Source organism: Flavobacterium silvaticum, from assembly GCF_012911565.1.
In the GTDB taxonomy this organism is placed as follows: Bacteria; Bacteroidota; Bacteroidia; order Flavobacteriales; family Flavobacteriaceae; genus Flavobacterium; species Flavobacterium silvaticum.
In genome coordinates, this window is record NZ_JAAMPU010000105.1 from 209,479 (window position 1) to 235,902 (window position 26,424).

At 42.3% G+C, this 26,424-nt stretch carries 25 protein-coding genes and 1 tRNA gene; 8 read left to right on the plus strand and 18 right to left on the minus strand.

Going from position 1 to position 26,424, the window contains the following annotated elements; genetic code table 11:
- Nucleotides 1-115: 115 nt before the first annotated feature.
- Complete coding sequence (locus G6047_RS10120) at nt 116-1,039, plus strand: glycosyltransferase (RefSeq protein WP_211165422.1); 924 nt, start codon at nt 116-118, stop codon at nt 1,037-1,039.
- A gap of 57 nt (nt 1,040-1,096) precedes the next feature.
- On the opposite strand, the gene G6047_RS10125 is transcribed toward G6047_RS10120, so the two are convergent.
- From G6047_RS10125 to G6047_RS10175, 11 genes are read right to left on the minus strand one after another with little or no spacing between them, the layout of a single operon-like run.
- Complete coding sequence (locus G6047_RS10125) at nt 1,097-1,624, minus strand: hypothetical protein (protein ID WP_169527489.1); 528 nt, start codon at nt 1,622-1,624, stop codon at nt 1,097-1,099.
- 36 nt (nt 1,625-1,660) lie between these two features.
- Nucleotides 1,661-4,153: a DUF6311 domain-containing protein gene (locus G6047_RS10130; protein WP_169527490.1), complete on the minus strand. Its 2,493-nt coding sequence runs from the start codon at nt 4,151-4,153 to the stop codon at nt 1,661-1,663.
- Nucleotides 4,117-4,962 carry a dTDP-4-dehydrorhamnose reductase gene (gene rfbD, locus G6047_RS10135; protein ID WP_169527491.1) on the minus strand — a complete coding sequence of 282 codons (846 nt, stop codon included), beginning with the start codon at nt 4,960-4,962 and terminating at the stop codon, nt 4,117-4,119. The genes G6047_RS10130 and rfbD overlap by 37 nt, the downstream gene beginning before the upstream one ends.
- Entirely contained in the window at nt 4,956-5,507 is a 552-nt protein-coding gene (gene rfbC, locus G6047_RS10140; RefSeq protein WP_169527492.1) for a dTDP-4-dehydrorhamnose 3,5-epimerase, read from the minus strand. The genes rfbD and rfbC overlap by 7 nt, the downstream gene beginning before the upstream one ends.
- 1 nt (nt 5,508) lies before the next feature.
- Entirely contained in the window at nt 5,509-6,366 is an 858-nt protein-coding gene (gene rfbA / locus G6047_RS10145) for a glucose-1-phosphate thymidylyltransferase RfbA (protein ID WP_169527493.1), read from the minus strand.
- Nucleotides 6,363-7,337, minus strand: coding sequence for a hypothetical protein (locus G6047_RS10150; RefSeq protein WP_169527494.1), 975 nt, complete (start codon nt 7,335-7,337; stop codon nt 6,363-6,365). Before G6047_RS10150 ends, rfbA begins: the two co-directional genes overlap by 4 nt.
- Nucleotides 7,338-7,347: 10 nt before the next feature.
- The gene (locus G6047_RS10155; RefSeq protein ID WP_169527495.1) at nt 7,348-9,030 is read right to left on the minus strand and encodes a DUF6909 family protein; all 1,683 of its coding nucleotides are present in this window, start codon (nt 9,028-9,030) and stop codon (nt 7,348-7,350) included.
- A gap of 39 nt (nt 9,031-9,069) precedes the next feature.
- The gene (locus G6047_RS10160) at nt 9,070-10,026 is read right to left on the minus strand and encodes a carboxypeptidase-like regulatory domain-containing protein (RefSeq protein WP_169527496.1); all 957 of its coding nucleotides are present in this window, start codon (nt 10,024-10,026) and stop codon (nt 9,070-9,072) included.
- Nucleotides 10,026-10,922, minus strand: coding sequence for a carboxypeptidase-like regulatory domain-containing protein (locus G6047_RS10165; protein ID WP_169527497.1), 897 nt, complete (start codon nt 10,920-10,922; stop codon nt 10,026-10,028). Before G6047_RS10165 ends, G6047_RS10160 begins: the two co-directional genes overlap by 1 nt.
- Before the next feature lies 1 nt (nt 10,923).
- Nucleotides 10,924-12,402: a GH3 auxin-responsive promoter family protein gene (locus G6047_RS10170; RefSeq protein WP_169527498.1), complete on the minus strand. Its 1,479-nt coding sequence runs from the start codon at nt 12,400-12,402 to the stop codon at nt 10,924-10,926.
- Between the two features lie 14 nt (nt 12,403-12,416).
- The gene (locus G6047_RS10175) at nt 12,417-12,887 is read right to left on the minus strand and encodes a peptidase (protein WP_169527499.1); all 471 of its coding nucleotides are present in this window, start codon (nt 12,885-12,887) and stop codon (nt 12,417-12,419) included.
- A 162-nt stretch (nt 12,888-13,049) separates the two neighbouring features.
- Here G6047_RS10175 and tatA point away from each other — a divergent pair, with 162 nt between their 5' ends.
- A complete protein-coding gene (gene tatA, locus G6047_RS10180) occupies nt 13,050-13,235 on the plus strand; it encodes a twin-arginine translocase TatA/TatE family subunit (protein WP_169527500.1) in 186 nt (61 codons plus the stop codon).
- 22 nt (nt 13,236-13,257) lie between these two features.
- Here tatA and G6047_RS10185 read toward each other — a convergent pair whose 3' ends face one another.
- The 6 genes from G6047_RS10185 to G6047_RS10210 form a co-directional block, all read right to left on the minus strand.
- Nucleotides 13,258-13,896: a TMEM175 family protein gene (locus G6047_RS10185; RefSeq protein WP_169527501.1), complete on the minus strand. Its 639-nt coding sequence runs from the start codon at nt 13,894-13,896 to the stop codon at nt 13,258-13,260.
- 11 nt (nt 13,897-13,907) lie between these two features.
- Complete coding sequence (locus G6047_RS10190; protein WP_169527502.1) at nt 13,908-16,031, minus strand: Tex family protein; 2,124 nt, start codon at nt 16,029-16,031, stop codon at nt 13,908-13,910.
- Between the two features lie 51 nt (nt 16,032-16,082).
- Nucleotides 16,083-16,949 carry an archaemetzincin gene (locus tag G6047_RS10195; protein WP_169527503.1) on the minus strand — a complete coding sequence of 289 codons (867 nt, stop codon included), beginning with the start codon at nt 16,947-16,949 and terminating at the stop codon, nt 16,083-16,085.
- 88 nt (nt 16,950-17,037) lie between these two features.
- Entirely contained in the window at nt 17,038-17,955 is a 918-nt protein-coding gene (locus G6047_RS10200) for a cation diffusion facilitator family transporter (protein ID WP_235946530.1), read from the minus strand.
- Nucleotides 17,946-18,377 (minus strand): ribose 5-phosphate isomerase B, encoded by a 432-nt coding sequence (gene rpiB / locus G6047_RS10205; protein WP_169527504.1) that lies wholly within the window; start codon nt 18,375-18,377, stop codon nt 17,946-17,948. The genes G6047_RS10200 and rpiB overlap by 10 nt, the downstream gene beginning before the upstream one ends.
- A 574-nt stretch (nt 18,378-18,951) precedes the next feature.
- Nucleotides 18,952-19,191, minus strand: a complete 240-nt coding sequence (locus G6047_RS10210; RefSeq protein ID WP_169527505.1) for a DUF2007 domain-containing protein — start codon at nt 19,189-19,191, stop codon at nt 18,952-18,954.
- Between the two features lie 140 nt (nt 19,192-19,331).
- On the opposite strand from G6047_RS10210, the gene rnr reads away from it, so the two are divergent.
- From rnr to G6047_RS10230, 4 genes are all read left to right on the plus strand, one after another.
- Nucleotides 19,332-21,515 carry a ribonuclease R gene (gene rnr, locus G6047_RS10215; protein ID WP_169527506.1) on the plus strand — a complete coding sequence of 728 codons (2,184 nt, stop codon included), beginning with the start codon at nt 19,332-19,334 and terminating at the stop codon, nt 21,513-21,515.
- 1 nt (nt 21,516) lies between these two features.
- Nucleotides 21,517-22,185, plus strand: coding sequence for a head GIN domain-containing protein (locus G6047_RS10220; protein WP_169527507.1), 669 nt, complete (start codon nt 21,517-21,519; stop codon nt 22,183-22,185).
- 63 nt (nt 22,186-22,248) lie between these two features.
- Nucleotides 22,249-22,935 (plus strand): LysE family translocator, encoded by a 687-nt coding sequence (locus G6047_RS10225; RefSeq protein WP_169527508.1) that lies wholly within the window; start codon nt 22,249-22,251, stop codon nt 22,933-22,935.
- Nucleotides 22,936-23,003: 68 nt separating this feature from the next.
- A tRNA-Cys gene (locus tag G6047_RS10230) sits at nt 23,004-23,077 on the plus strand.
- A gap of 42 nt (nt 23,078-23,119) precedes the next feature.
- Here G6047_RS10230 and folB read toward each other — a convergent pair.
- A complete protein-coding gene (gene folB, locus G6047_RS10235; RefSeq protein ID WP_169527509.1) occupies nt 23,120-23,479 on the minus strand; it encodes a dihydroneopterin aldolase in 360 nt (119 codons plus the stop codon).
- Nucleotides 23,480-23,745: 266 nt separating this feature from the next.
- On the opposite strand from folB, the gene G6047_RS10240 reads away from it, so the two are divergent.
- Together G6047_RS10240 and G6047_RS10245 are read left to right on the plus strand one after the other, a co-directional pair.
- Nucleotides 23,746-25,791 (plus strand): glutamine--tRNA ligase/YqeY domain fusion protein, encoded by a 2,046-nt coding sequence (locus G6047_RS10240; protein WP_169527575.1) that lies wholly within the window; start codon nt 23,746-23,748, stop codon nt 25,789-25,791.
- Between the two features lie 296 nt (nt 25,792-26,087).
- Complete coding sequence (locus G6047_RS10245) at nt 26,088-26,423, plus strand: YtxH domain-containing protein (protein ID WP_169527510.1); 336 nt, start codon at nt 26,088-26,090, stop codon at nt 26,421-26,423.
- The last annotated feature ends 1 nt before the right edge of the window (nt 26,424 follow it).

A 26,424-nucleotide genomic window follows, 5' to 3' on the forward strand; every position in this document is an offset into this window, starting at 1 on the left:
GCGCATAAACTTACCTTCGACTGATCCTGCCTACGGGTATTTTAACCTCAGCGATAGCCTGATTCCGGGCAGCGTTGCCTATATTTATCGTCAAATAAGCCCAACAAACCCTTTGATGAACGTCCTGATATTTTTAAAGACCCGAATTCCATCGCTTCTATACGGTGGCACAGAAAGAGTTATGTGGTATTTGGGGAATGAGCTGGTGAAAATGGGTCATTCCGTTACTTTTCTGGCCAATGAAGGCTCCAGTTGCGATTTTGCCAAAGTGCTCATTTACGATCCGGGCTTAGCTCTTGAAGATCAAATACCGGCAGATACGGACATAGTCCATGTAAACGATGATTATTTTACAGAAGATATATCGAAGCCTTTTATTGTCACCATTCACGGAAACCCCGAAACGGAAACGCCGCCCAAAAATGCGGTTTTTGTTTCAAAGAATCATGCCGAACGATATGCGTCTGACAGCTACGTTTACAATGGATTGGACTGGAACGCCTACCAAAAACCGAATCTGGAATCGCAAAGAAGCTATTTCCATTTTCTTGGGAACGCCGCCTGGAAAGTAAAGAATGTGAAAGGCGCCATAAGCATCATCTCAAAATCAAAGACAGAAAAACTTTACGTGATGGGCGGAACGAGATGGCATCCGAACACCTTCACCTTTTCGAATAAAATTTCTTTTTTGGGAATGGTGGACGATGTTAAAAAGGCCCAAGTGATGAACCATTCCAAAGGATTGCTGTTTCCGGTGACCTGGAACGAACCTTTCGGATTGGCCATTATTGAAAGTCTTTTCTACGGATGTCCGGTTTTTGGATCTACTTATGGCTCATTACCGGAACTCGTTCGCGAAGATGTCGGTTTGCTTTCCAATTCAGAAGAAGAACTTTCCCGGGCTATTTTAAATGCCGACAGCTTTTCAAAAAGCAGGTGTAACGAATATGTGGTCGAAGCATTCAATTCCAGGAAAATGGCGCTGGCATATCTTGAGAAATACGAGGCCGTTTTAAATAGAACGCAGCCGGTATACTAAAACAAAAGAGGGAATTTCCAACTTAGAAAATTCCCTCCCGTGTAGTATGTTACTTAGTTACATAGCCATTTTTTTCAACTCATCCTGCAGAGACGTCTTTGCAATAAAGATTGGATCATAAGGTTCGTTTGGCAATTTTTTGATTGTTGCCGTAGCAGTAGCTTTGTCAAAAGTAATTTGTGGATTATATCCGAAGAAAAAATCAATATCTCCGTTTTTAGCCTCAAAACTTTTATCGAAGTAATTCATTTTGAAGCTATTGATTTTGATTGGATCCTGGTTTTCGTTTCCGCCCAGGTCAAATCTGATATTCGCAGGAACCACATCTTCCGGTAGTTTAAAAACTACAGCTTGAGAAGCATCACTTCCTTTAACAGCTACATCGACGTAATTTTTGGGATCTACAGGAGCGTTTACATCTTCCATGTAATAGATTTGAAAACTGTCATCTTTTTTTACAATCATATCGACTGTAATGGTGAATGCATTGTTTTCCTCTTGTTTCGGCTCTTGTTGTTCCTCTTTGTTCTTACAAGATATGACCGAAAGGCTCAACAACACAAATAATAAGATTTTACTTTTCATGGTTTTAAATTTTGTACAAGTGTACTAAAAAAGTTGTTAGTTAATAATTTTGTTTTCTGTAATTATTTTAAATCCGATGACATTGTTTTCCCGAAGCATCCGGATTCCCACTTTATAGGTTCCTTTACTGATGCTACTTTTCTGGATTTGAACCGAATAACCGGATTTATTGTATTTGCTGCCTACCTTAAAATGATCGGATACATCTCTCCTGATCACATTATCTGTAGCAATCATGTAGCAGTTCGTGTCGCCAATCAAAATCAATTCATGCGTGATTCCGTTGCAATCTTCGTTTTCGATGGCCGCCCAGCCGCTAACTTCTATTTTATCCTTTTCCTGCTTAAAATCATCAAGGTTTCCTATGACATTGCCGGTTTCAGATGGTACGGTTTGTATTCGTTTTGGAACAATCTGCTCCTTGATATCAATCTCATCCTCCAATTTCTGATAACTCCAGCCTTGATTGCTTTTTAGCCCTATCACCAAATTATATTTGCCCAGCGGAATCTGGTTGAGGAAAATAGTGCTTTTGAAACCCGACTTCAACAGTGACGCGGACTTGAAGTTATCAACCAGATCCGGCCTTTCGAATATATTGGTCTGTGCGAAATAAGCTTTGTCCTGACTCACCAGACCCACTTTGACCGAATCGCTCCTGATGCCCAAATCGCTGAAAAACGCCCAACCTTGAAGATTTAATGTCTTCTCCGATTTGAGTTTCACATCAAAATTATATTTGACGATGTCGTTGCTGAACACCAAGCCGGTTTCGACTTTTACCTTTAGTTCCTTGTGGACTTTCTGGGACAATTCGGCTGTCTTATCGCTGAATCGGGACAATCTCCTGATACGGCTCTTGTTCGAATAAATGCAAAAGTATCCGTCGTGCTCTTTGACGGTCACGTTCCCTGATTCGATGAGCGGGTAAAATGCATCGATGTACTTTTGGGTAGTGACGTAAATGTTATTTGGGTCTATGGAAGCTTCTGTGAGTTGCTTTTCCAATCCTTTCTTGAACTCATTGTTCGTGCTCCCAATGTCACGGGCGACGTATCCGCAGGTAATGGCCATCTTGTTTTTCAACGCCACAAAACACAAATCCTGATAATCCAGTGCATTTTGCAGATTGTTTTCGAACGGAGGAAACGTAATGATTTTTTTGAAAGACGATGTCATGTCGATCCAACCCTGCTGATCGATCTTCTTGGAAACATATGAACCAGAATCTTTATAACGGAACATCATTGGGCTGATGTCATACACCTGAACTACAAGTACGGCAGACAGAACGCCAATCTGGACAAACCTGTTTATCCTGAGTTTCGAGAAAAAGATCAGGATGAAGAAAAGGAACGCATAATACAACGGCCAGATAAAACGGCCGCTGGCCCGGAAGATATTTCCAATTTTCAAGGCACTGTCGGGCATTGGTATTTCCAGAAGAAGTTTTTCGTTCAGCGTAATCAAATGGGTGATGGCGAAAAAAGTAAAAACTGCAATTACAATAAGAAATAACACCTTGTTGCGGTCAATCCGGAAGTTCCAGGTTTTCTTCCAGAACAGGATTTTATAAACCACCGAAAATACCAGCAGAATCATAAAACCTACGCCCAGATAGGCAAAACCCTCATATTGGTTGACCTTATGGAAAGGCATTTGCGGCAAAATCCTGGAAAAGCCCTGGGCATTGAAAAACGCATTGAGATTGGTACTGAACAACCCGTAGCTGTTCGCGACTTCAAGAGCCGTGTTGTCGCCGAATCGTATCAATCCTGTCAGATACCAAATCACCAGAACCAGCAAAAACGGGACAATTACATACACGCCAAAACGAACGACCGAGATTTTTTTATCAAGCAGCATCTTAAGCGGCAGAATGCAATTAAATGCTGCGACGATGACCAACAGATACGGATGCACTGCGGCAGAAAAGAGCAGCAAAAAGATTTGGTGGTAAATTACTTTCTGAGTATTATCTGTAGTTGATGACCTGAAATAATTATAGAAACAAGCCACTATCATCCAATGTGCGCACAGTGCCGGATGCATTCCTCTGTAAAGCAATGTCGGGTTCAGGGAAATTAATAGTACAGCTGCAATAAGCACGTAGTCCGATGCTTTGAACAATCGTAAAAGCTTTACGGTATAATAAGTAAGCAGCAAATGGCATGATAAAAACCACAACCCGAAATATTGAAAGTCCGTTGGTAAAATCCCGTCAAAGAGTTTGAAGAAAAAGGCCAATAAGGGAATGGAATCGGTAAGCCCGACATTAGAACCTGCAGGATAATTGTAGTTCTGGATCGTTCCCAAAGGGAAAGTCCAGTTTTCCTGCCTGAAAAAAGCCCAACCCAAATAGTGCTGTCCCCAATCGTGATAGGCAGACATAAGCCAGTTTATATTCGTCGGATCTATGATTGATAGCCCATAAATAAATTTAAAGCAGAGCAGTGTAAGCAGCAGATAAGCCAGGTTAAAATGCTTTTCCTTCATAATTTTGAAATGTTGGATAAGGCTGATTTCCATGAGTCTATTTCGATTCCAAAAACCTCCTTTATCTTGCTTTTATCCAGAACACTGTAAGCGGGGCGTTTTGCAGTTGTGGGAAATGCTTCGGTAGGAATGGGTTTCAGGTTGATTGAAATGTGGTTCACCCTAAAAATTTCCGCTGCAAAATCAAACCAGCTGGCCACACCTTCATTGCTGAAATTATAAATCCCATATGCTGATTTACAGGATTTTATGATAGTCAGGATTGCTTTTGCCAGATCGACGGCATTCGTAGGTGTTCCAATCTGGTCATTCACTACATTTAGTGAATCCCGTTCCGATGCCAGCCTGAGCATGGTTTTCATAAAATTGTTCCCGAATTGGGAATACACCCATGACGTCCTTATGATGAAATATTTACCTCCTATGGCTTCTATGGCATTTTCACCATCACGCTTGGTTCTTCCGTAGATACCGGTTGGGTTTGTGGCATCATCTTCTGAATAGGGCGTGGATTTTTGTCCGTCGAAAACAAAATCTGTAGAAATATGAATGAGCGTAGTATTGTGTTCAGAGCAAATCTTTGCCAGATTCCGTGCTCCATCCACATTGATCAATTGCGCTTTTTCGGGTTCAGATTCCGCTTTGTCCACAGCCGTGTATGCAGCTGCATTTATACAGAAATCTGGTTTTGTCTCAGAAAAAAGTTTCCGGATTTTGTCGCTATGGGTAATATCTCCGGTCTTGGAATCGGCAAATATGAAATGTAGTTGTGGATATTCCGCCGACACATATTGCAATGCCTGCCCCAATTGCCCGCCAGATCCGGTTACCAGAATTACCATGCCGGACGCGCGTTTGAGAGTAACGGCAAATTCCGGTCTTTTTCAGAAAGGATAAAATCTGCTTCAGGTAATTTCCAATCAATCCCGAGTGCCGGATCATTGAACAAAATGCCACCTTCTGATTCCCGATTGTAAAAATCGGAACATTTGTAAAAGAAGATCGCGGTCTCACTCAACACGACGAATCCGTGTGCAAATCCCTTTGGGATATAGAATTGACGTTGGTTGTCTTCTGAAAGTAAAACAGCCTGATGTTGACCGAACGTTGGAGAATCCGGACGAATATCCACGGCCACATCCAGCACTTCACCTTTGAGGACACGAACCAGTTTGGCTTGTGAAAAAGCACCCGTCTGGTAATGCAACCCTCTCAAAACGCCTTTCACAGATGCCGATTGATTATCCTGGACAAAAGAAATACGGTCGCCGATTCCTTCCTGGAAAAGCCTTTCATTGAAGCTTTCCATGAAGTAGCCACGTTCATCCCTGAGTATTTTGGGTTCTATTATAAAGCTTCCGGTGAGTTTGGTTTGTATGAATTCCATATTAAATCAATCCCATCAAGTGTTTTCCGTAACCGCTTTTAAGCAACGGTTGGGCGAGCTTTTTCAATTGGTCGGCATCTATGAAACCCATTCCAAACGCGGCTTCCTCAATAGAACCTATCTTAAGTCCTTGTCTTTCCTCGATTACCTGGACAAACTGCGAAGCCTGCATCAACGAATTGAAAGTCCCGGTATCAAGCCAGGCGGTTCCGCGATCCAGGATGCTGACTTTGAGATTGCCTCTTTTAAGGTATTCTTTGTTGACATCGGTGATTTCGAGTTCGCCTCTATGGCTCGGTTGAATGTTTGCTGCGATTTCTACCACGGAATTATCATAAAAATAAATTCCGGGTACGGCATAATTGGATTTTGGCTCGGTAGGCTTTTCTTCAATCGACAGCACATTTCCGTCTGAATCGAAATCTACAACACCATAACGTTCCGGATCGTGGACGTGATAGGCGTAAATGATGCCACCATCTGGGTCGTTATTAGACTTAAGCAACCCTGAAAGCCCGGTTCCGTAAAAAATATTGTCTCCCAGGATCAGCGCCACTTTGTCTGACCCAATGAATTCTTTTCCAATGATGAAAGCCTCAGCCAATCCGTTCGGATGTTCCTGCACAGCATATTCGAATCGGCAACCCAGGCTTGATCCGTCTCCTAAAAGTTGTCGGAACAACGGCAAATCATGGGGCGTGGAAATAATCAGGATTTCGCGAATGCCGGACCACATTAGGGTAGACAATGGATAATAGATCATCGGTTTGTCATAAATCGGCATCAGTTGCTTACTGACGGCAAGAGTAAGCGGATGCAGACGTGTACCGGATCCACCGGCAAGGATAATTCCCTTCATGATTGAAGTTGGTGTTTTTTAGACTGAGTTGTGTAAAATCCTATGAACCCTTTGATTAAAAAGAACAGCAGAACGAATACAAAAGGAAGCATGAACTTCATTTGGCCCAGAATTCCTTTGGCCTTTTTAATGTTCAGGGTTATTGCGCTTTCCTTGATAATACGTTGATTTTGAACAAGGGCGACCTGTAGGTTTCCTATGTCCTCAATGAGTTTGTATTTGGTTTGCAACACATCGTTCAATTGATTATTCTGGCTTATGTTAACCTGGCTTGACAAATTTTGACCATTTTTGCTTCCAAGATTATCCAGGATTCCATTGATCTGCCCGATTGTCTGTTCATTGGTTTTAATCTTAAGCTCCAGATTCTTTATATACTCTTTTTGAATCTTGGCAAAGTAGGCACTGGAATTCAAAAAATTCAAAATAGGCTGAATACTTAGGTCTTGATTGGTCTTGTTAGCTGTTGTAATGGTAATGAGTTGAAAATCATAATTCTTACTGGTCACAGGATCTTCAATGATTTTTTTCATGTCAGCATCTTCTGCCATCAGCTTGATCATGTCAAAATTTGAATTGCTTCTGTTGATGAAGTTGTAAATATCAATTATCGGCTCTGCTTTAACCTCTGCCAGCTTTGTTGGATTTTTGATTCCCAGACCCGCCAGGAAGACTGTATCGTTTTCCCGGATTTTGGATTGTAACAGTTCAAGTTTGGAATACATATAATCGGCACTGCCAAAATGTGGCGCCACAATAACCTGCGATTCATATATTTTTGGGCCTCTGTCCATGAACCATCCCAAGGCAATTCCTGCAAGGAACAAAACCCCAATCCAAACGATATTTTTGAACAGGTATTGGACGAACCGGAATATAGCACTTTTGACACCGTCAAATAACGAGTTGACCTTGTCACGGATTATAGATAAATCTATTTCGGTATTATCGATATTTTGCCGATTATTCATGAATCATCGTTTAAATTAAAATCTGTTCTAAAATCTTTATCGTAATCAAATAGGTTGGCTTTACACCGGCTGTCCCAAGTCCGCCAGATGCCAGCGTACTTCCGGTTTCAAGCGGGTTGTCCGATGCATAATAGGCATAACGCACCTTGACGTCCGGGTTGATGCTCTTGCGGATTTTTGAGGCCGATTGTATCGCTTTTTGGTAATAAGCACCTTCCATTTCCAACCCGATGACGCCCCACGTCGATTTATTGAAAAACGTCAGCAAGTCGCGGTTCTGGAGCGATGTTCCCAAAACGGTGACCATTGGTCCGGCGTAAACCGGAATGTCGTTTCCGTCGAAAAGATCGAAAGTCAATTGGTTTTCAAACGGATAATTATCGCCGGTTCCTTCGTTTATGTGTGCCGATGGAATCATGATATCGCCCTTCTCGCCTTCCAGAATTCCGGCTTTCCCCATAATGGAAACCGATTCCACATTGAGGTAAATCCGGCCTTCTTTAGTATTGTAAGGCTTGAGCAGTTCATCTATGGTTTCATACGCCTGTTCACCAAATGCATAATCCATAACGATGATCACGGAAGCATTTTTGGACGGTTTTACGTTAGGAAAAGAGGATTTCTTCCAGTCGGTTTTTGCCGTATCGAAAATCTGGACGTCTATATTGGTTCCGGATGTATCCGGAATCACGATCATTCCATTGGCCAACGCGTGTTTTTCGACTGTCGCACGCATGTCGTTTCCAGATGATTTGCTCAGTTCTTCATATACCTGAAATTCCGGTTTGCCTGCCATTTTAGTTTTGAACAGATGGCCTGCATACAATGAGTTCATCACCGAATGCATGTTGGCGCTGATAATATGGATCGGTCTTTCAATCAATCCGTTTTCAAAAAGTGTATCCTTTATATTCGTCGCCCAGATTTCACCGTGAATGTGATGTCCAAGCCTTTCGCGAAGAATCGGGCTGAATGTTATGGTGCGTTTCTGGTTTTCGTTCACCTCATCCAAAGCCAGTTTCCCAAGCCAATATACAATATGGAGCAAACGATCCGGCTTTTCCGCCGTCGCGAAACTATCGTATATGTCGAGTATTTCAGAAAACGTACGGCCAAGGATATTCGCCGCATGTGAAATAGCCTGTTCCTTATCTGATAACGCTAATTTTTTAGGGCTTTTGACAAACTGACCCAATTTCTGCCAGTCGCGTGACGTTTCCGCATTGTCATCAAGCAAGACCTTGTCCTTGATTTTGTGCGATTCGATGAACAGGAACGTCAGGTGCGTCAGGATATCGTAAATGTCCGAACGGCCACGCGTGATTTCAACGTTCATCTGCTCTTCATCAATGCGGTAACAGTTGCGTTTCCGTTTTGGCGGAACTATCGCCTTGAAATGTGACTTGGAATAGCCTTCATCCGAAGTCAGGTTAATGAACCGGCATTCTTCTATCCCGACAGGTAATCGTTCAATGACATAAAGTAAGCCGTTGAGTTCGACTTTTTCGGTGGCTATACTGCCGTAAATCTCAGGGCGCAATTCCAATAAGGCTTCGCGTAACGTTTCACCGGAAACGCCCATTGGCTTGTAAAACCCGCGGTTGAACAAGTGACGCATGGTGATGTACAATTTCTCTACGGCGCTCGAAGATTCCTGGGCGCGTGAGCGTACGATATTCTTGAATTCTTTCATTCAGGGTAATTCTGTGTGCAAATGTATGCTTTTTGGAATTTAGTTGGTTAAGCTCAGGTTAAACGCGAATTCGAGTGTCTTGCCTTTCATGCGTTCATGCCGTTCGTAGAATCCTTTGAACATGGGTGAATTTTTTTCCGCGTAATGATCGTCATAATATTTTTGGTATTCGGGACTTTTTTCATTCAGCCTCGATGTCACCCAAGAATGCGATTTGGTAAAGAACCATGATGTGACATTGGTTGAAACGATTGATCCTATCGATGGGTAATAATGCACCATTAAATGTTCTTTTCCTTTTTCATCGTTTATTTTTTCTTCCTTTTTATTGGAATCTATGATAAGCCATTCAATCCCAATGAAAAATCCGTTATCCGGACAAACCAATTGATACGGCTTAAGATCGATTTTGGTAAATCCACTTCCTTTTTTGGCAATACCGATAATATTGGAATCTGCAATATCTCGTCCCGGACTTCCATCGTCATTGACTTCATAAAAATGAACCAGAAACGTCGCGTTTTTGATTTCAGATCTGGTAAGGATTTCTATTTTATCCAAAAACGGCGTCTTTTTTAATTGCTCAGAAAAAGCATAATATCTGGCAAGTTTCCACGGATAAATACTCGCTCCGTACCAAGTGTCATTATCGCTCTTTTTGTAATTCCCAATCGTATATTTCTCTGTTTCCAGACGTTTGTGCACATTAATTTCCCCCAATTCATAGGTATCACGTTCCAGTTCTATCCGGGCATCGGGTTTTATGGAAATGGTTTTTGATTTATATCCGACGGCAGAAAAGACCAAAGCCGTTTCTGAAGTAGCTTTTTCAAAACGGAAAGATCCGTTCTCATCTGCCGAAGTCCCGACATCGCTGTCATTGATTCGGATGTTCACAAACGGAATTGGTTTTCCTGTATCAGATTCCACAATCTTTCCGGAAACCTGGGCGGTCGTCGAAAAGGTGACGACGATCAAAAAATAAAAATACCTCATCAATCGGTCAGTGTTATGCTTAAGGCCGCGGTTTTGAATTTATCGTGATACTTTCTCATGAGCAGGTTTTCATACGATTGGGGGTTCGACAATTTCTCTTTGCCATCCTGTTTCCATTTGCCCGTCCAGTTCCAGGTGTCGTTTACTTCAGATGGCAATAGCCCGAACGTCGGCTCGTAGCTGTAGGATTTAAGGATTCGTTTTCCGCCGGAAAGGCTTTTGGCTTTCGTCTCTGTCGTAAGCCTGTTCTCCGGAATGATCAACCGTTCGATTACAATGAAAATCCCGCCTTCCGGAACTTTGACATGGTATCTTTCAACATTGAAAGTGGTGTTGTGGTCGCCTTTGGTAACCGGAACCAGAATGTTTTCATCAAGCATATCTTGTCCCGGAAAACCGTTCTGGTCCGTTTGAAGGAATCTGAGGTTCACCACACAATCTTCTTTTTGGCTTACGGTGCGGAATGTGATTTCCTTTAGATACGGATGTTTCAGCACCTTTTCATCTGAAGGAAAAAATTTGGCCATGTTAAGGTTTGTCTGATACAAAACCCATGATCCGGTGAAGCCGGAGAGTTTTATGGATTTGTTGCCAAATGGTTTTTTAATTTCAACCTGGTCCAACTGATACGAAACGGGATTAAGATTGACAGCAGAAAAATTTCCTTTGATCTTTTTGGTTTCGTAACCAATGGCCGAAAAAACCAACGACGCATTTGAAAATTCCTTGCCCAGTTCGAATTCGCCTTTTTCGTTTGCGTTTGTCCCTTTCTTTGAATCCTCGATCCAGATGTTGGCATAAGGTACCGGATTTCCACTGATGCTGTCGCGTACGACTCCGGATAATTGGGCACACGAAAGCATCGGCAGCAAAAGCGACAATAAAAGTTTCCTCATGTTATAATTGGTCGGCTATGGTTCTGTCGTTCGATAAACGTGGCAGCTTGTTTTGCCCGCCTAATTTCCCGACAGCTTTCATATAACGCTCGAATCCGCCCTTTGGTACAGGCGTAACGACCAATTTCCGTAAAACTTTTCCTGTTATGAGATCATCGTAATAGACGTTCTGTTTCCGCATCGATGCGTCAATCGCATTTGAAAAAGCAGCCAAATCGTTCGGTTCCTGCTCGAATTCAATCAGCCATTCATGATACGGCAAATCAGCTGACGGGTTGATTTGTGGCGCAACGGTGAATTCGGTCACCACGGCATCTGAATCTTCCATCGCGTCACGCAATGCCTGTTCGACTTCTTTGCCAATCACGTGTTCGCCAAAAGCCGAAATGAAGTGTTTGATGCGTCCGGAAACAATCACGCGGTACGGTTTGAGTGACGTAAATTGAACCGTATCACCAATGTTATAAGCCCAAAGACCGGCGTTTGTGGAAATAATCAATGCATAATTGACGCCCAATTCCACTTCGCCAATCGTGTATCGTTTTGGATTTTCAGAAAAGAATTCATCGGCCTTTACGAATTCATAAAAAATCCCGGAATTGAGCAGCAGCAACATGCCTTTGTCTTTTTGCGAATCCTGGTAGGCAAAGAAACCTTCCGAAGCCGGAAACAATTCGATGCTGTCCACTTTACGCCCGATCAATTTTTCGAACATGGCCCGATATGGTTCGTAATTGACGCCACCGTAAATGAACAAATTGAAATTCGGGAACAGATTTCCAACCGTTTTTCCGGATCTTGCTTTCAGTTTCTCGAAATACATCTGAACCCACGACGGAATTCCGGAAATCACCGTCATGTCCTGATCGATGGTTTCTTCTACAATCGCATCGACTTTGGTTTCCCAGTCTTCGATGCAATTGGTCTTCAGGCTCGGAAGCCGGTTTCGCTGCAAATAAGCCGGAACGAAATGCGCGACGATTCCTGACAATCGGCCTAATTTGATTCCATTTTTCTCTTCGAGTTCGGGGCTGCCCTGGAGGAAAATCATCTTGCCGTCTGCAAAATCCGCATTTCCGGTTTCGTGTATATAATGCAGGATGGCATCGCGTGCGGCTTCGATATGATACGGCATCGATTCTTTGGTCAGCGGAATATACTTGGCGCCTGACGTGGTTCCGGAAGTCTTTGCGAAATACAACGGTTTTCCGGGCCAGAGGATGTTTTCGTCTCCTTTTATCACTTGGTCCACATACGGTTTAAGTGCCTCATAATCGCGGATCGGGACACGGGAAACAAAATCGCTGTGGTTTTTTATGGAACCAAAATTATGATCGTTCCCGAAAGATGTGGTAGCCGCTTTCCTGATGAGTCCTTCAAATACACGTTGTTGGGTTTCTACCGGATTTGTCGCCCATTTTTGGGTCTTTTTGTAAATCACTCCGGCAAATAGTTTGGCTGCGATGCTTTTAAGCGACATGATTCGGGGATGGTTTATTTTTTAATCGGTTTGGTAGTTGTGGCATTCCGGATTTTGAGTTCGGCGGCAGATGGTTGCAGGCTTTGTTCATTGATCCGGGTGCTGTCTGCCACAATCGAATCTTTATTGAGTTTTGCAGCTTCAACTTCTCCGGTCAATGCTTTTTTGATGGCTGACAGATAGATTTGGTTTTCGCGGATGGCTTTCTGTATCGAATCTGATTTAAGCGCCAACTCTGTAGCTTCGCGTTTCATTTTGCCCGATGTATAGCCCGGAATGAATTCTCTCAACGGCGTAAAGGCAATGATGAATGTAGTCACGAAAATAATAAGAATCGCGCCGAGCGATGCCACAACGAAAACATTCATCAGGGTCAGCCGCAATGAAAAAATTTCCTCGAACGTATCTTCATTCAAAATCACCAACCGGTTTTTGGCATACAGTTTTTTGGCGATTTTTTTTCGTTTGAGTTTTTTCTTTGACATGCCCAGACAAGACTTTGCACAAATATAAGCAATCACAAAGGCCGTCGCAGAAATCTTATGTCTGGATTATTTCACAAAAAATTGCCAAACCATAAAATCCGCACGATCAAAATCTTCGTATCTTTGAAAACTTAATAATGCTTCGGCTTAAAGATTATAACCATGGGAAAAATGGGTGCTACAGAATGGATTTTGATTATCGCCGTCATCTTACTCCTTTTTGGAGGCAAAAAGATTCCGGAACTTATGAAAGGCCTTGGATCCGGGGTTAAGGAATTCAAGAACGCCGCTAAGGACGACCAACCGGCAGACAAGAAAAACGAAGAGCAAAACAATCCACCAGTATAAATCCCGGAAATTCCGGGTTTTTTTATGGCTTTTTTTTCCGTAGCTCCTTTTTGTTTTTAGCCGTGTAATAAATTCCTGTAATCAAAATCGCCGGAAACCTCGTAAACAAAATGATGAATGCCAAAACTGGTATGTAGAAGGCCGCAATCAAACCTATTCCGGCATTGATCATATCGAGGTTGCAATACATCCTGATCCGGCCGTTCCACTCTATAGACATATCTTCTTTCATGAAATTCGGCTTCATGGCGGCATAATCCCAAATGGCGTTCTGGAAAATGGCGATCATCAAAATATTGATGCTATAACACACCATTGCCGGAATATCGAAAAAATATTCACTCACCAAAGAGGTTGAAAACGGAAGGACCACAATGAATAACAGCCAGAAAATAGTACACCATATCATGCGGTCGTCGATTTTCCTGATGTAGCCAAAAAAAGTATGATGGGTTTTCCAGAAAACGGCTATGTTGAAAAACGACAGCCCGAACGCGAGGAAATGCTTCCATTGCCGCAATAAATCTGAATAGTGCAAATGTCCGTCGGGTCCAATATTGACATGGATGTTAAGGGCCAGCAACGTAATGGCTATGGCTACGATGGCATCGGTGAAAAATACAAGTCTGTCGAGTTGAAGATTCTTTTCTGGTTCCGGCATACTTAAAAGTACTACAAAATCATCGTCAATTGAACGCGTTTTCTGGCTTCATCAATTTCAACGACTTTGACCTGTACGTGTTGGTGCAGTTTGACCACTTCATTCACATCGCTCACAAAACCGGCTTTAAGCTGGGAAATATGGACTAGCCCGCTTTCCTTGATGCCGACATCTACAAAACAGCCAAAATTGGTGATGTTGTTGACAATTCCGGGCAATACCATTCCGGTACGCAAATCTGAAATGGTTTTCACCGTGCTGTCGAATTCAAAAACTTTTGCGGCTTTTCTTGGGTCAAGGCCGGGCTTTTCGAGTTCTTTGATGATGTCTTTCAGGCCTAAAATCCCAATGGTTTCAGAGGTGTATTTCGACGCATCGATAAGTGCCGTTTTGTCTTTTTTCCCAATTAGTTCAGCTACCGATAGTTTAAGGTCTTTGGCCATTTTCTCGACTACACCATAACTTTCCGGATGCACGGCGGAATTATCAAGCGGGTTTTTGGCAGACGGAATCCGGATGAAAGCAACGCCTTGCTGATAGGCCTTATCACCTAATCTCGGCACTTTTTTAAGTTCTTTCCTATCCTGGAACGGCCCGTTTTCAGAGCGGTACGCCACGATATTTTCAGCCAGCTTCTCTCCTATCCCACTCACATAACTGAGCAGCGATTTACTTGCCGTATTGATATTGATGCCGACGGAATTCACACAACGGACCACGACCGTATCAAGTTCCTCCTTAAGCTTTGTCTGATCCACATCGTGTTGGTATTGTCCAACACCGATGGCTTTCGGATCGATTTTCACCAGTTCCGCCAACGGGTCGCTGAGCCGTCGTCCGATTGAAACCGCACCGCGGACCGTAACATCGTATTTCGGGAATTCCTCACGCGCGATTTTTGATGCCGAATATACCGATGCGCCTGCCTCACTCACCACAAAAACCTGCACGTCGCGGTCAAACGGAATTTTCTTGATAAAGAATTCCGTTTCTCGTGAAGCCGTTCCGTTTCCTATTGAAATGGCTTCGATCTTATAGGCGTTGACCATCGATTTGACTTTTTTCATGGCAATAGCCGATTCGTTCTGTGGCGCATGCGGAAAAATGGTTTCATTATAGAGCAAATCACCTTTTTCATCGAGGCAGACAATCTTACAGCCACTTCTGAATCCGGGATCGATGGCTAAAATCCGTTTTTCACCCAACGGTGGCGCGAGTAACAACTGACTTAAGTTTCCGGCAAAAACACCTATCGAATTCAAATCGGCTTTGGCTTTGGCTTCCTGTAAAGCTTCGTTTGAAAGCGCCGGTTCGAGCAATCGTTTGTAACTGTCGGCAATGGCTTTTTCCAGATGGACGGCCGTCTCTTTTTTGTTTTTTATGATGTTGTCCTCCATGAAATCCAACGCTTCATCTTTTTCTATCGAAACATTCAACCGGACAAAACCTTCGTTTTCTGCACGCAACATGGCGAGTAATCGATGCGACGGCGTTCGTGACAAATTCTCGTTCCAATCGAAATACTGCTTGAACTTGGCGGCGTTCTCATCGTCCTGTTTACCTTTGACGACTTTGGTTTCGATGGCCGATTTTCGTTGGAACATCCGGCGTAACGTTTTCCGGATATACATATTCTCGTTGATCCATTCTGCGATGATGTCACGTGCACCTTGTAAGGCTTCATCTTCGTTCGGGACGTTTTTGTTCAGGTATTTAGAGGCGATGAAATCCAGATCATCGGCGTTTTGGGCCATGATTATTTTGGCAAGCGGTTCCAATCCGTTTTCACGTGCCGTATCGGCTTTGGTCTTGCGTTTCTTTTTAAACGGCAGATACAAATCTTCGAGTTCGGTCAAATCAAAACTCGCCTCTATCTTTTTTGAAAGTTCCGGCGTCAATCCGTTTTGTTCCCCAATGGATTTGAGGATGGCTTCTTTGCGTTTGATGATACTATCAAATGATGCGTTCAGTTTGGCAATCTGCTCTATTACAACCTCATCCAGATTTCCGGTCATGTCTTTCCGGTAGCGTGAAATAAAAGGTATCGTACAATCTTCCGATAATAATTTTAAGGTGTTTTCAATGGATTTGGCCGGAGCCGAAACTTGTTGGGAAATGTATTGTAATGGAGTCATTTTTTAGAGAAAAGAAGCAAGAGCCAAGAAGCAAGATGTTGTAGTGTGAAGCTACTTTTTGATTTTCAGGTCTTTGTTTAAGATAATACTTTCGTGTTCGAGTTTATTCTGTTTGAAAAAAGCAATCAGTTCGTTCACTCTTTTCTGATTGTCGTAACCAATGCTGTATTGTAACTTTTGCTGGCAATGCGAACAGAGCCGTGTTGGATTTTTATCGGTTTCCGGCAGATGGTTCGATCCGTTCATCACACAGCTGGCATCAATGCAATGATGCAACCCGAACATATGCCCAATTTCATGCGAAGATACTTTTAGCAACCGTGTCAGGCAAAGGTCGAAATTTTCTTTTTTGAGCAACTCGTCCTGAAGCCTGAAAATAGAGGTTACACCAACCTGTTTTTGATAAGATGCCAGGCCGAAAACATAATTCCACGAAGGTTGCGGATACAAATCGAGTTCTGAAATACCCATAAAGGCAATCGCGTCTTTGGTTTTTTGCCTTACCAGAACAGAATCCAGGACAAAAGAAGCCAACAGTTGTTCCTGGTCTTCTTTACCAATCCTGCGACAATCGGCAGGAATTTCATCGCTCGAAATACGTTCACCTATTTTCACTTCCAGCTGGAAGAAAATCTGCAGATATTCCTGCAACAATTGGATTTGCCGGGTTTGCAGTTCATTGAATTTCCCGATTTGTGACACATAGATTGTCCTTTTGTAATCGGTAGGAATTATCGGTTTCGATTTTAGGAATTGACCGAAAGTCTGGCCGTTTTCAGGATGATCCCAAAGCCATTCACCAGGCAACGTTTTGGGCAGCGGTTGATCGTTTCCGGAAAGTCTTGAAAAATAGTCCCGTTTCCCATCTGTTTTGCATGACAGAAAAGCCAACACCATAAAAAGACACCATTTCCTCATGTACATAAAGCTGAAATTGTGGTGAAGCTACGTCGTCACACCTGGATTAGATCCATAATAAATAATAGAAATAAAAATAAATAATGCTCTATTCCTGAACGATGAATTCCTTGGAACATTGTTTATTGAAATCCGGCTGGATCGTGCAATGGTTGATGCCGAATTTTTCCTTCAGCAGCTTTTCGATGGTTTCGGCCTGTTGGTTAAATTCTGAAATAGTCAGGTTTTCAGGGCAAGCCAAGTGCGCTTCCAGATGTAATTCTTCGTCATTGAGATGCCACAGATGCATGTGGTAGAGTTTTCCGATGTTTCGAATTTTGTGCACTTCGGACGCTATTTCCTCAATACTCAGGTGTGTCGGCGTGAACAACATGAGAATCCGCGTCGAATCTTTAAGCAAACCGTATCCGACGACAATAAGGTAAACCGCAATAGCCAAGGTAAGGACACTATCGACCCAATACCAGTTGAAAAATTTCATGAGCAATCCACCAATAAGGACAGCGACAGATGCCATGGTGTCTGTCAATAAATGAAGGTAAGCCGATTTCATGTTGAGGTTCCTATCGGCATCTGCCTTGAGCAAGAACACAGAAAAACCATTGGCGACAATTCCCAAAACCGAAAGCCAGATAACAAGGTTCGATTCTATATGTTGTGGTGAAAAGAATCTTTCGACAGCTTCATATATCAAAATCAACGCGACAATCACCAATGTTGCGGCATTGACAAAAGCGGCCAGGATTTCGGCTCTTTTATACCCAAAAGTTTCCTTGTGTGTGGCTTTTCTGTGTGATAATCTATGGGCAATAAAACTGAATACCAACGACAACACATCACTGAAGTTGTGCAAAGCATCACTCAATAACGCAAGTGATCCTGACAAAATTCCGCCAATGACCTGCGATGCCGTAATAGCTACATTAAGCAGTATTGAAATGAGCAGGTTCTTACCGTGAAGCTCTCCGTGTGAATGATCGTGCCCGTGTCCCAAAATTACATACAAGGAATTTTGCTGATACGAAGCGCGTGGCGTCCACCTTCGAATTCAGTTGCCAAAAATACTTCCACCATTTCAACGGCTTGTGGAATTGAGGTGAAACGGGCCGGAATACTCAGTATGTTGGCATCGTTGTGGGATCTGGCCAGGAATGCGATTTCTTTGGTCCAGCAAACAGCCGAACGTATTTGTTGGTGTTTGTTGGCGGCCATCGAAATTCCGTTTCCGCTTCCGCAGATCGTGATGCCGAAATCTGCTTCTTTATTGGCTACGGCGTTGGCAACAGGATGGGCGAAATCTGCATAATCTACTGCTTGAGGCGTATCTGTCCCGAAATTAATTACTTCATGACCAAGCGACTGGAGTTTTTCTGCAATGGCTTTTTTATAATCGGGACCTGCGTGGTCGTTTCCTATGGCTATTTTCATGTGCGTTGTTTTAGCAAAGGTAAGTAATGAGTGAGAGTTATGAGCTTGATTAAATAATGCTATGCTAAAGACAATATCTCACGACTCAATACTCATGACTTTAGTGTAAAAATCCATTGTTAACTGGAAAACACAACCTCTTGATTTTCAGATAACCTTAAATTAACATACATTGTTCAAAACCTGTGATAGATTTACAAAAGAAATTTGCATGGGTATTGAAATTTTTTATAATCCAGAATTGGATTTAAAAAACCTATTTTATTTTGGGTGATTTTTATAAAAGTTTTGAGCTTACAAAAGTGCTTTATAAACAATTCAGGATTTTGTTTTTTTCGACATTTTTTATCGATTCTTAACTGTCAACAATTGTCAATAAGTGAAAAATATGGGTTGGAAATCAATCGTTTTCTTTCTTAATTGTATGTTAATAAATTGATACAACAAATTTAAACCATATTTCAAATACAGGCTAAAAAAAATTATTGTGTCTATCAACACGCTATAATAACCATCATAAATAATTTAAATTTTAATCTTTTTATTTTGATGTATATAATAGATGTTGAAAAGTTCAGACAATCCGAAGATCGTGCCCACCTTTGAGTTCGTCCAAAATGGCAAGGACAGATGCGGAATCGTTCGGATGGATTTTAAGTTTGATGCCGCCCAATGCCAGTGAATACATTGGAACAACCGAAGCTGTGGCCTCGTTCTCGAAATGATACCGTACCCCTTCATGTTCCAGACGATGTTTTAAGATTTCTATTTCATGCGTATACTGGAATACGGCAATGGTGATAAAGTTTTCCATGACAGAATCTTTGTTTAAAGTTACAAAGGATTACAGTATTGGTAACATATTGCTGCATAGTTATAATTAAATTAAAACTGGGTTCTGACTTAGCCGAATAGCTAAGGTATTTTGTACTTTCACGACAGTTTTAAATATGTATGAGCAAAAAAAATAAAATACCTGGACAGCAGGCTAAAGATTTTACACATAAAATCGAAAAAGTCCTTTCCAGAAATGCTAACAAGGCATTCAGTTACAAACAAATAGCGGCCATCTTAGAAGTAGACGATACCAAAAGCCGCAACCAGATTATAAAAGACCTCAAACTTCTGGCTGCTCAGAAAAAAATCATAGAATCGGAACCCGGAAAATATTTGATCAAGGCTGTCAGCCAGGATTATTATGAAGGTACGATAGACATGACGAGCCGGAAAACGGCTTTTTTCATTTGTCCTGAATTCGAGGAAGATGTTTTCATTCCGACCCAAAATCTCAATCACGCCTTAGATAAAGACAAGGTAAAAGTATATGTCTACAATCGAAGAAAAGGCAAAAGACCGGAAGGTGAAGTAGTAGAAATTGTCGAAAGGCATAAGACAGATTTCGTGGGGGTTATCGATATCCAGAAAAATTTCGCATTCGTCTCTACCGCCAATCCAAAGATGTACACGGATATTTTTATCCCGAAAGACAAAATAGGCGAAGCACAAAACGGTGATGTCGTCCTGGTTGCCATAGAAGACTGGCCTAAACGCGCCGACAGTCCGTTCGGTGTGGTGACGAAAGTCCTCGGACGACCAGGTGAACATGACACCGAAATCCACGCAATTCTGGCAGAATACGGACTTCCATATGATTTTCCTGTAGATGTTGAAGTGTATGCGCAAAAGCTCGACACCTCAATACAACAAGCTGAGATTGAAAAACGTCGCGACATGCGAAAAACATTGACGTTTACTATCGATCCGAAAGATGCAAAGGATTTTGACGATGCTTTATCGTTCGAAAAACTCCCGAATGGTAATTATGAAATCGGGATCCATATTGCCGATGTCTCGCATTATGTCCAGGAAGGAACCATTCTGGATGAAGAAGCCTATAACCGTGCTACATCTGTTTATTTAGTCGACAGGGTTGTTCCGATGCTTCCTGAGGTACTTTCCAACTTTGCGTGTTCGTTGCGTCCGCATGAGGAAAAATATACGTTCTCGGCTATTTTCGAACTCGATGTAAAAGCTAATGTGCTGAATTCGTGGTTTGGGCGGACGGTGATTTATTCCGATCAGCGTTTCGCTTATGAAGAAGCACAGAAAATCATTGAGACCAAAAAAGATGAAATCCCTGCCGAAGTTTCGCTTACGGGACAAGCGTGTAAAGCACCTAAAGAAATTGTCGACGCCATTCTCAAAATGGACGAACTGGCCAAGATTATGCGTCGCAAAAGATTGTCGGACGGAGCTATATCTTTCGATAAGGTCGAGGTTAAATTCAACTTAGATGAAGATGGAGAACCAACTGGTGTTTATTTCAAGGAAGCCAAAGATTCGAATCACCTGATTGAGGAATTCATGTTGTTGGCCAATAAAAAGGTGGCGGAATTCATCGGAAAACAGAAAAAGACTTTCGTATATCGAATCCACGACGAACCGAACGAAGATAAATTGATAGGCCTTCAGGGTGTGATTTCCAAATTCGGATACAGTATCGATTTTCGTGATAAAAAGAAAATTTCACAATCGATCAACAAATTATTGCATGACGTACAGGGTAAGAAAGAACAGAATATGGTCGATACGCTTGCTATCCGAAGCATGAGTAAAGCCAAATATTCAGTACATAACATTGGACACTATGGCCTGGCATTCGATTATTATTCGCACTTCACCTCACCTATCCGGCGTTATCCTGACGTGATGGCGCATAGGTTATTGCAATATTATCTTGACGGAGGAAAATCTGTATCAGAAGAAATTTACGAAGAAAAGTGCAAGCATTCAAGCGATATGGAAAACCTCGCGACCAATGCCGAACGTGATTCTGTAAAATATATGCAGGTAAAATATATGCAGGATCACAAGGATGAAGAGTTCTTGGGCGTTATATCAGGTGTGACCGAATGGGGTATTTATGTGGAGATACTTTCGAATAAATGTGAAGGCATGTGCCGCATCCGCGAGATTAAAGACGATTATTACACGTTCGATGAAAAGCAATATGCTTTGGTCGGGCAAGTCACCAAAAATACCATCCAACTCGGTGATGAAGTCTGGGTCAAAGTGAAGAACGCCGACCTGGTCAAGAAACAACTCGATTTTACTTTTTTACGAAAAAATGAAAACTGATATGAAAAAGATCATTCTATTTTTTAGTGTCTTAGCTGCAATTACATCATCGGCCCAGGTTACAAAAGATCCGGGCGATTTTACCAAAGTCAAGATTTATGACAGGATTTCAGCAGAATTGATCCCGTCATCTTCAAATAAAGTGGAAATCACAGGTTCACGCGCCAAAGACGTTATCGTGGCAAACCAAAACGGTGAATTGAAACTGGCTTTGCCACCACAAAAATTAATGCAGGGAGAAGAAATTCAGGCCAAAATCTACTATAAATCATTGAGTAGCATCGATGGAAGCGAAGGTACCTATATTTCGAGCCAGGCCACCATAGAATCGGCCAAACTGGAAGTAGTTGCCAAAGAAGGAGCGGAAATCAAATTGATGCTCGACGTGGAATTGCTCAAAGTGAAATCGGTAACCGGCGGTACGATACGTTTGTCCGGAAAGGCCGATGAACAGGAAATTTCAATAGGTACCGGCGGAATGGTTTATGCCAAAGAACTTCAGACACAAAATACAGATGTCAGCATAAATGCCGGCGGGGAAGCCGAAGTCAATGCTTCCAAACTGGCAAAAGCCCGAACCAAAGCAGGTGGAAACATTACCATTTACGGAAAGCCACAAACCGTTGACCAGAAATCGATACTTGGCGGGAGCATAGATTTAGCCGACTGATAACAGATCATTTCGCAATCGATTTTTTCGGTTATATTTGTTTGACAAACCACCACAACATTTATGCTTTTAGAAGACATTCTCGCCGCGATTCCGCTTGGATTTTTCCTGAGTTTTTTGATTGGCCCTGTCTTTTTCGTATTGCTTGAAACCAGTGTTGTCAAGGGTTTCAGGGCTGCAGTCTGTTTCGATTTGGGTGCTGTTGTGGCTGATGTGATCTTTATCCTGATTGCCTATTTCAGTTCCTATAAACTTCTGGAAGCTATTAAGGACGATCCGGCTTTATTCATTTTCGGTGGACTTGTGATGCTGACGTACGGCATCATCAACCTGGCTAAAAACAAAAAATCGAGTAAGAATATTGACCCGGAAGATCCCGCGGAACTTGCCAAAACCAATTATTTAAACCTGTTCATCAAAGGATTTTTCCTCAATTTCATAAATATTGGTGTATTGGGATTTTGGCTTGCGATCATCATAGCCATGGGACCGAGATTGGAACTCAAACCGGTTCGTATGTTCACTTTTTTCGCTTCGGTAATCCTGAGTTATTTTATCATTGATGTTTTCAAGATATTGCTGGCCAAAAGATTACGAAATTATTTGACGCCGAATAATATCCTGCTGATCAAAAAAGGAATCAGTGTAGTACTTATCATTTGTGGTGTTTTCCTGCTGGCACAAGGTTGGTTTCCGCGTGAACGCAAGATTGTGGATAAAGCCTTGGAAAAACTCGAACAACACGATTAACCCGAATTTTTAAGGCAAACGTTTTAATTTTTGAAAGATTTGCCTACATTTGCCCACCTGTACAAAATGGCGTCGTGGCCGAGTGGCTAGGCCGGGCTCTGCAAAAGCTCTTACAGCGGTTCGAATCCGCTCGATGCCTCCAAAAACCTGTGAGATTTCTTGCGGGTTTTTTTATTTAATGAAGTCAGGACCTGAATTCTTCCAGAACGACACTGACACTTTCCACATCGCCACCCAAAGGCGGATTCACTTTTGAAACAGATACGGTGATTGTCGAAACCTGCGGCAACTCGGTGAAAATCCGGTCCACAATTCGTTTGGCGACTGTTTCCAGAAGCTTGGAAGGAATTGCCATTTCGTTCACTACGATTCTATTGAGAAGTACATAATCAACAGTATCCGCGAGTTCGTCACTGACAGATGCTTTGCACAAATCTGCTTTGACTTCAAGATCTACGGTATATTCGGAACCGATTTTGGTTTCTTCCGGCAGGCAGCCGTGGCGTGAAAAGGTTCGGATGTTTTTGAGGCGGATGATTCCCATTTTGATATGACAAGGTAAAAAGTTCCTCGCAAAGATAAGGTTTCAATTCGACCCGATTGCCTAGCCCCGATGGACGCGGCAGCCTTTTGAAAAAGCGCCGGATTTGTTGCCCAAATGTGCAGCGACCCCGGGAGCTCTCGACATTTGGCCGCAACAAACCACGATTTGAGAAAGCTATAGCAGACAGCGGGATTAGCTTCAAATACTTACAATCTTCCGAACCACTAACTTCCGAACTTTCCCTACCTTTGCACTTTCAAAATGCTATCATGTCAGAAGAAAAATCGCTCAATTTCCTTGAGCAAATCATAGAAGATGATTTAACGAACGGATTGCCGCAAAGCAAATTACGGTTCCGTTTTCCGCCAGAACCTAACGGCTATCTGCATATTGGACATGCGAGTTCCATTGCACTAAATTTTGGGCTTGGCGAATCCTATAACGCACCCGTAAATCTTCGTTTTGACGATACGAACCCGGAAAAAGAGGAACAGGAATTTGTCGATTCCATCAAGAAAGACGTGGAATGGCTGGGTTATTCCTGGGCTGAGGAACGTTATGCTTCTGATTATTTTCAGCAACTTTACGATTGGACAGTCGAATTGATAAAGAAAGGTAAAGCTTATGTTGACAGTCAATCTTCTGAAGAAATTGCAGAACAAAAAGGAACACCGACACAACCTGGAATAGCAGGACCTTATCGCGACAGATCTGTAGCAGAAAATTTGGATTTGTTCGAACGTATGAAGAACGGCGAGTTTCCGGATGGAGCTCATATTGTGCGTGCCAAAATCGATATGACATCTCCGAATATGCTCATGCGTGATCCATTGATGTACAGAATCATGCACAAACACCACCACAGAACCGGCGACGATTGGTGCATTTACCCTATGTATGACTGGGCTCACGGTGAAAGCGATTATCTCGAACAGATTTCCCATTCGCTTTGTACGCTTGAATTTTTGCCGCACCGTGAATTGTACGATTGGTTCCTCGACCAGATTTTTGACGATAAGAAAGTGCGTCCGAAACAACGTGAATTCGCCAGACGTAACCTGAGCCACACGGTTGTTTCCAAGCGGAAATTGCTCAAACTGGTTACTGAAAATTTCGTTTCCGGCTGGGACGATCCGCGTATGTCAACTATTTCGGGTATGCGCAGACGTGGCTATACGGCAGCTTCACTTAGGAATTTTGCCAATACGATCGGGATTGCAAAACGCGATAACCTGATCAATGTGTCGCTGTTGGAATTCTGCATCCGTGAAGATTTGAATAAAATTGCGCCTCGGGTTATGGCGGTCATCGATCCGGTGAAACTCATCATTACGAATTATCCCGAAGGAAAAGAGGAATGGCTTGAAGCTGAAAACAATCCGGAAGATGAGAATGCCGGTTTCAGGAAAGTACCATTTTCAAGAGAAATCTACATTGAGCGCGAAGACTTTATGGAAGAAGCGCCAGCCAAGTTTTTCAGGTTGTCGATAGGAAAAGAAGTGCGTTTAAAGAATGGCTATATTATTCAGGGAGAAGCTGTTGTAAAGGATTCCGACGGAAATACCACAGAAATTCACGCCACGTATGATCCGGAAAGTCTATCCGGAAGCGGAACCGAAGCCAGCCAGCGTAAAGTGGCCGGAACACTACATTGGGTCAGCTCTGCTCACGCATTGCCAGCAGAAGTCCGTTTGTATGACAGGTTGTTCACAGACGAATCTCCCGATACACATAAAGGAAAAGATTTCCTCGATTTCGTGAATCCGGATTCGTTGAAAGTGGTTCATGCTTTCGTTGAACCGAGTTTGAAATCTGCTGTAAACGAAGACAAATTCCAATTCCAACGCATCGGATATTTTACGGTAGATAAAGATTCGACTGCTGATAAGCTGGTATTTAACAAAACCGTCGGGCTTAAGGATGCGTGGGAGGAAAAAGGCAAGAAAGAAGAAAACCTGGTCAATAATTCGCTCAAAGAAATTAACAGGTATTTTAAATCGGCTTCAGATTCGGATAGGGATGACATTGAAAAGGCCATTGCAGCGAATATCGCCTCACTTGAAAATTTCAGCCTGATCCAGAATTCACTTCGAAAAAATATCGATAACAATAAAAGTGCACTGCTTTTTGCCAACTGGCTCCTTACCTATTCGGCTCATGTAAAACTTGACGATCTTGAAGATGACCAGCAATTGAAATTTGCAGGAATGAGTTTGAAAAGTGACAACCTGGTTCGTGAAGCTTTTTACAAGTTGGCAGATAAAGAACAAATCATAAAAGACAAGTTCAAAGATTTGCTTTTGGATAATTAAAAACACCAAATCAATTTTATTTATAAAGAGCCGGCTAACAAAAGTCGGCTCTTATTATTTAAAAAATCTATGAAAAAAATAAATCGATAGTTTTTTACTTTTAAAAACGGATCGTATATTTTGCTTCTGAGCGACTTTTTTGAAATTGTCGATTTCTGATACATTTGTAAAAATTTAGTTCATCAGATTTACGCTAATGAATTTTCGTTCATTTTAACCTAAAAATGGCATCTTCAAAATCGCTTCGGTTCAAATTTTAGGTAACTTTAGGTTCCTAATTAAAAACACAAAAAATCATGGCTGGAAATTCAAAAGCGGTTGCGGCACTTTTACTCGGAGCTGTCATTGGAGCGGGACTTGGAATTTTGTTCGCTCCTGAAAAAGGATCGGACACCCGAAAAAAGATAAAAGATGGATTCGATGATAAAAAAGATGAACTGAAAGACAAAGCTGATAAACTGGCGTCGTCACTGAAATCTAAATTCAGCAGTTCAAAGGCAGATCTGGAAACAGCTTTCGATGATCTTGCTTCGAACGTAGATGACAAAACCCAGGAAGTCGTCGCCACTTTGGAAAAGAAACTCGCCGATCTCAAAAAAGCCGCCGATTCATTCAAAGCGAAGACCACATAAA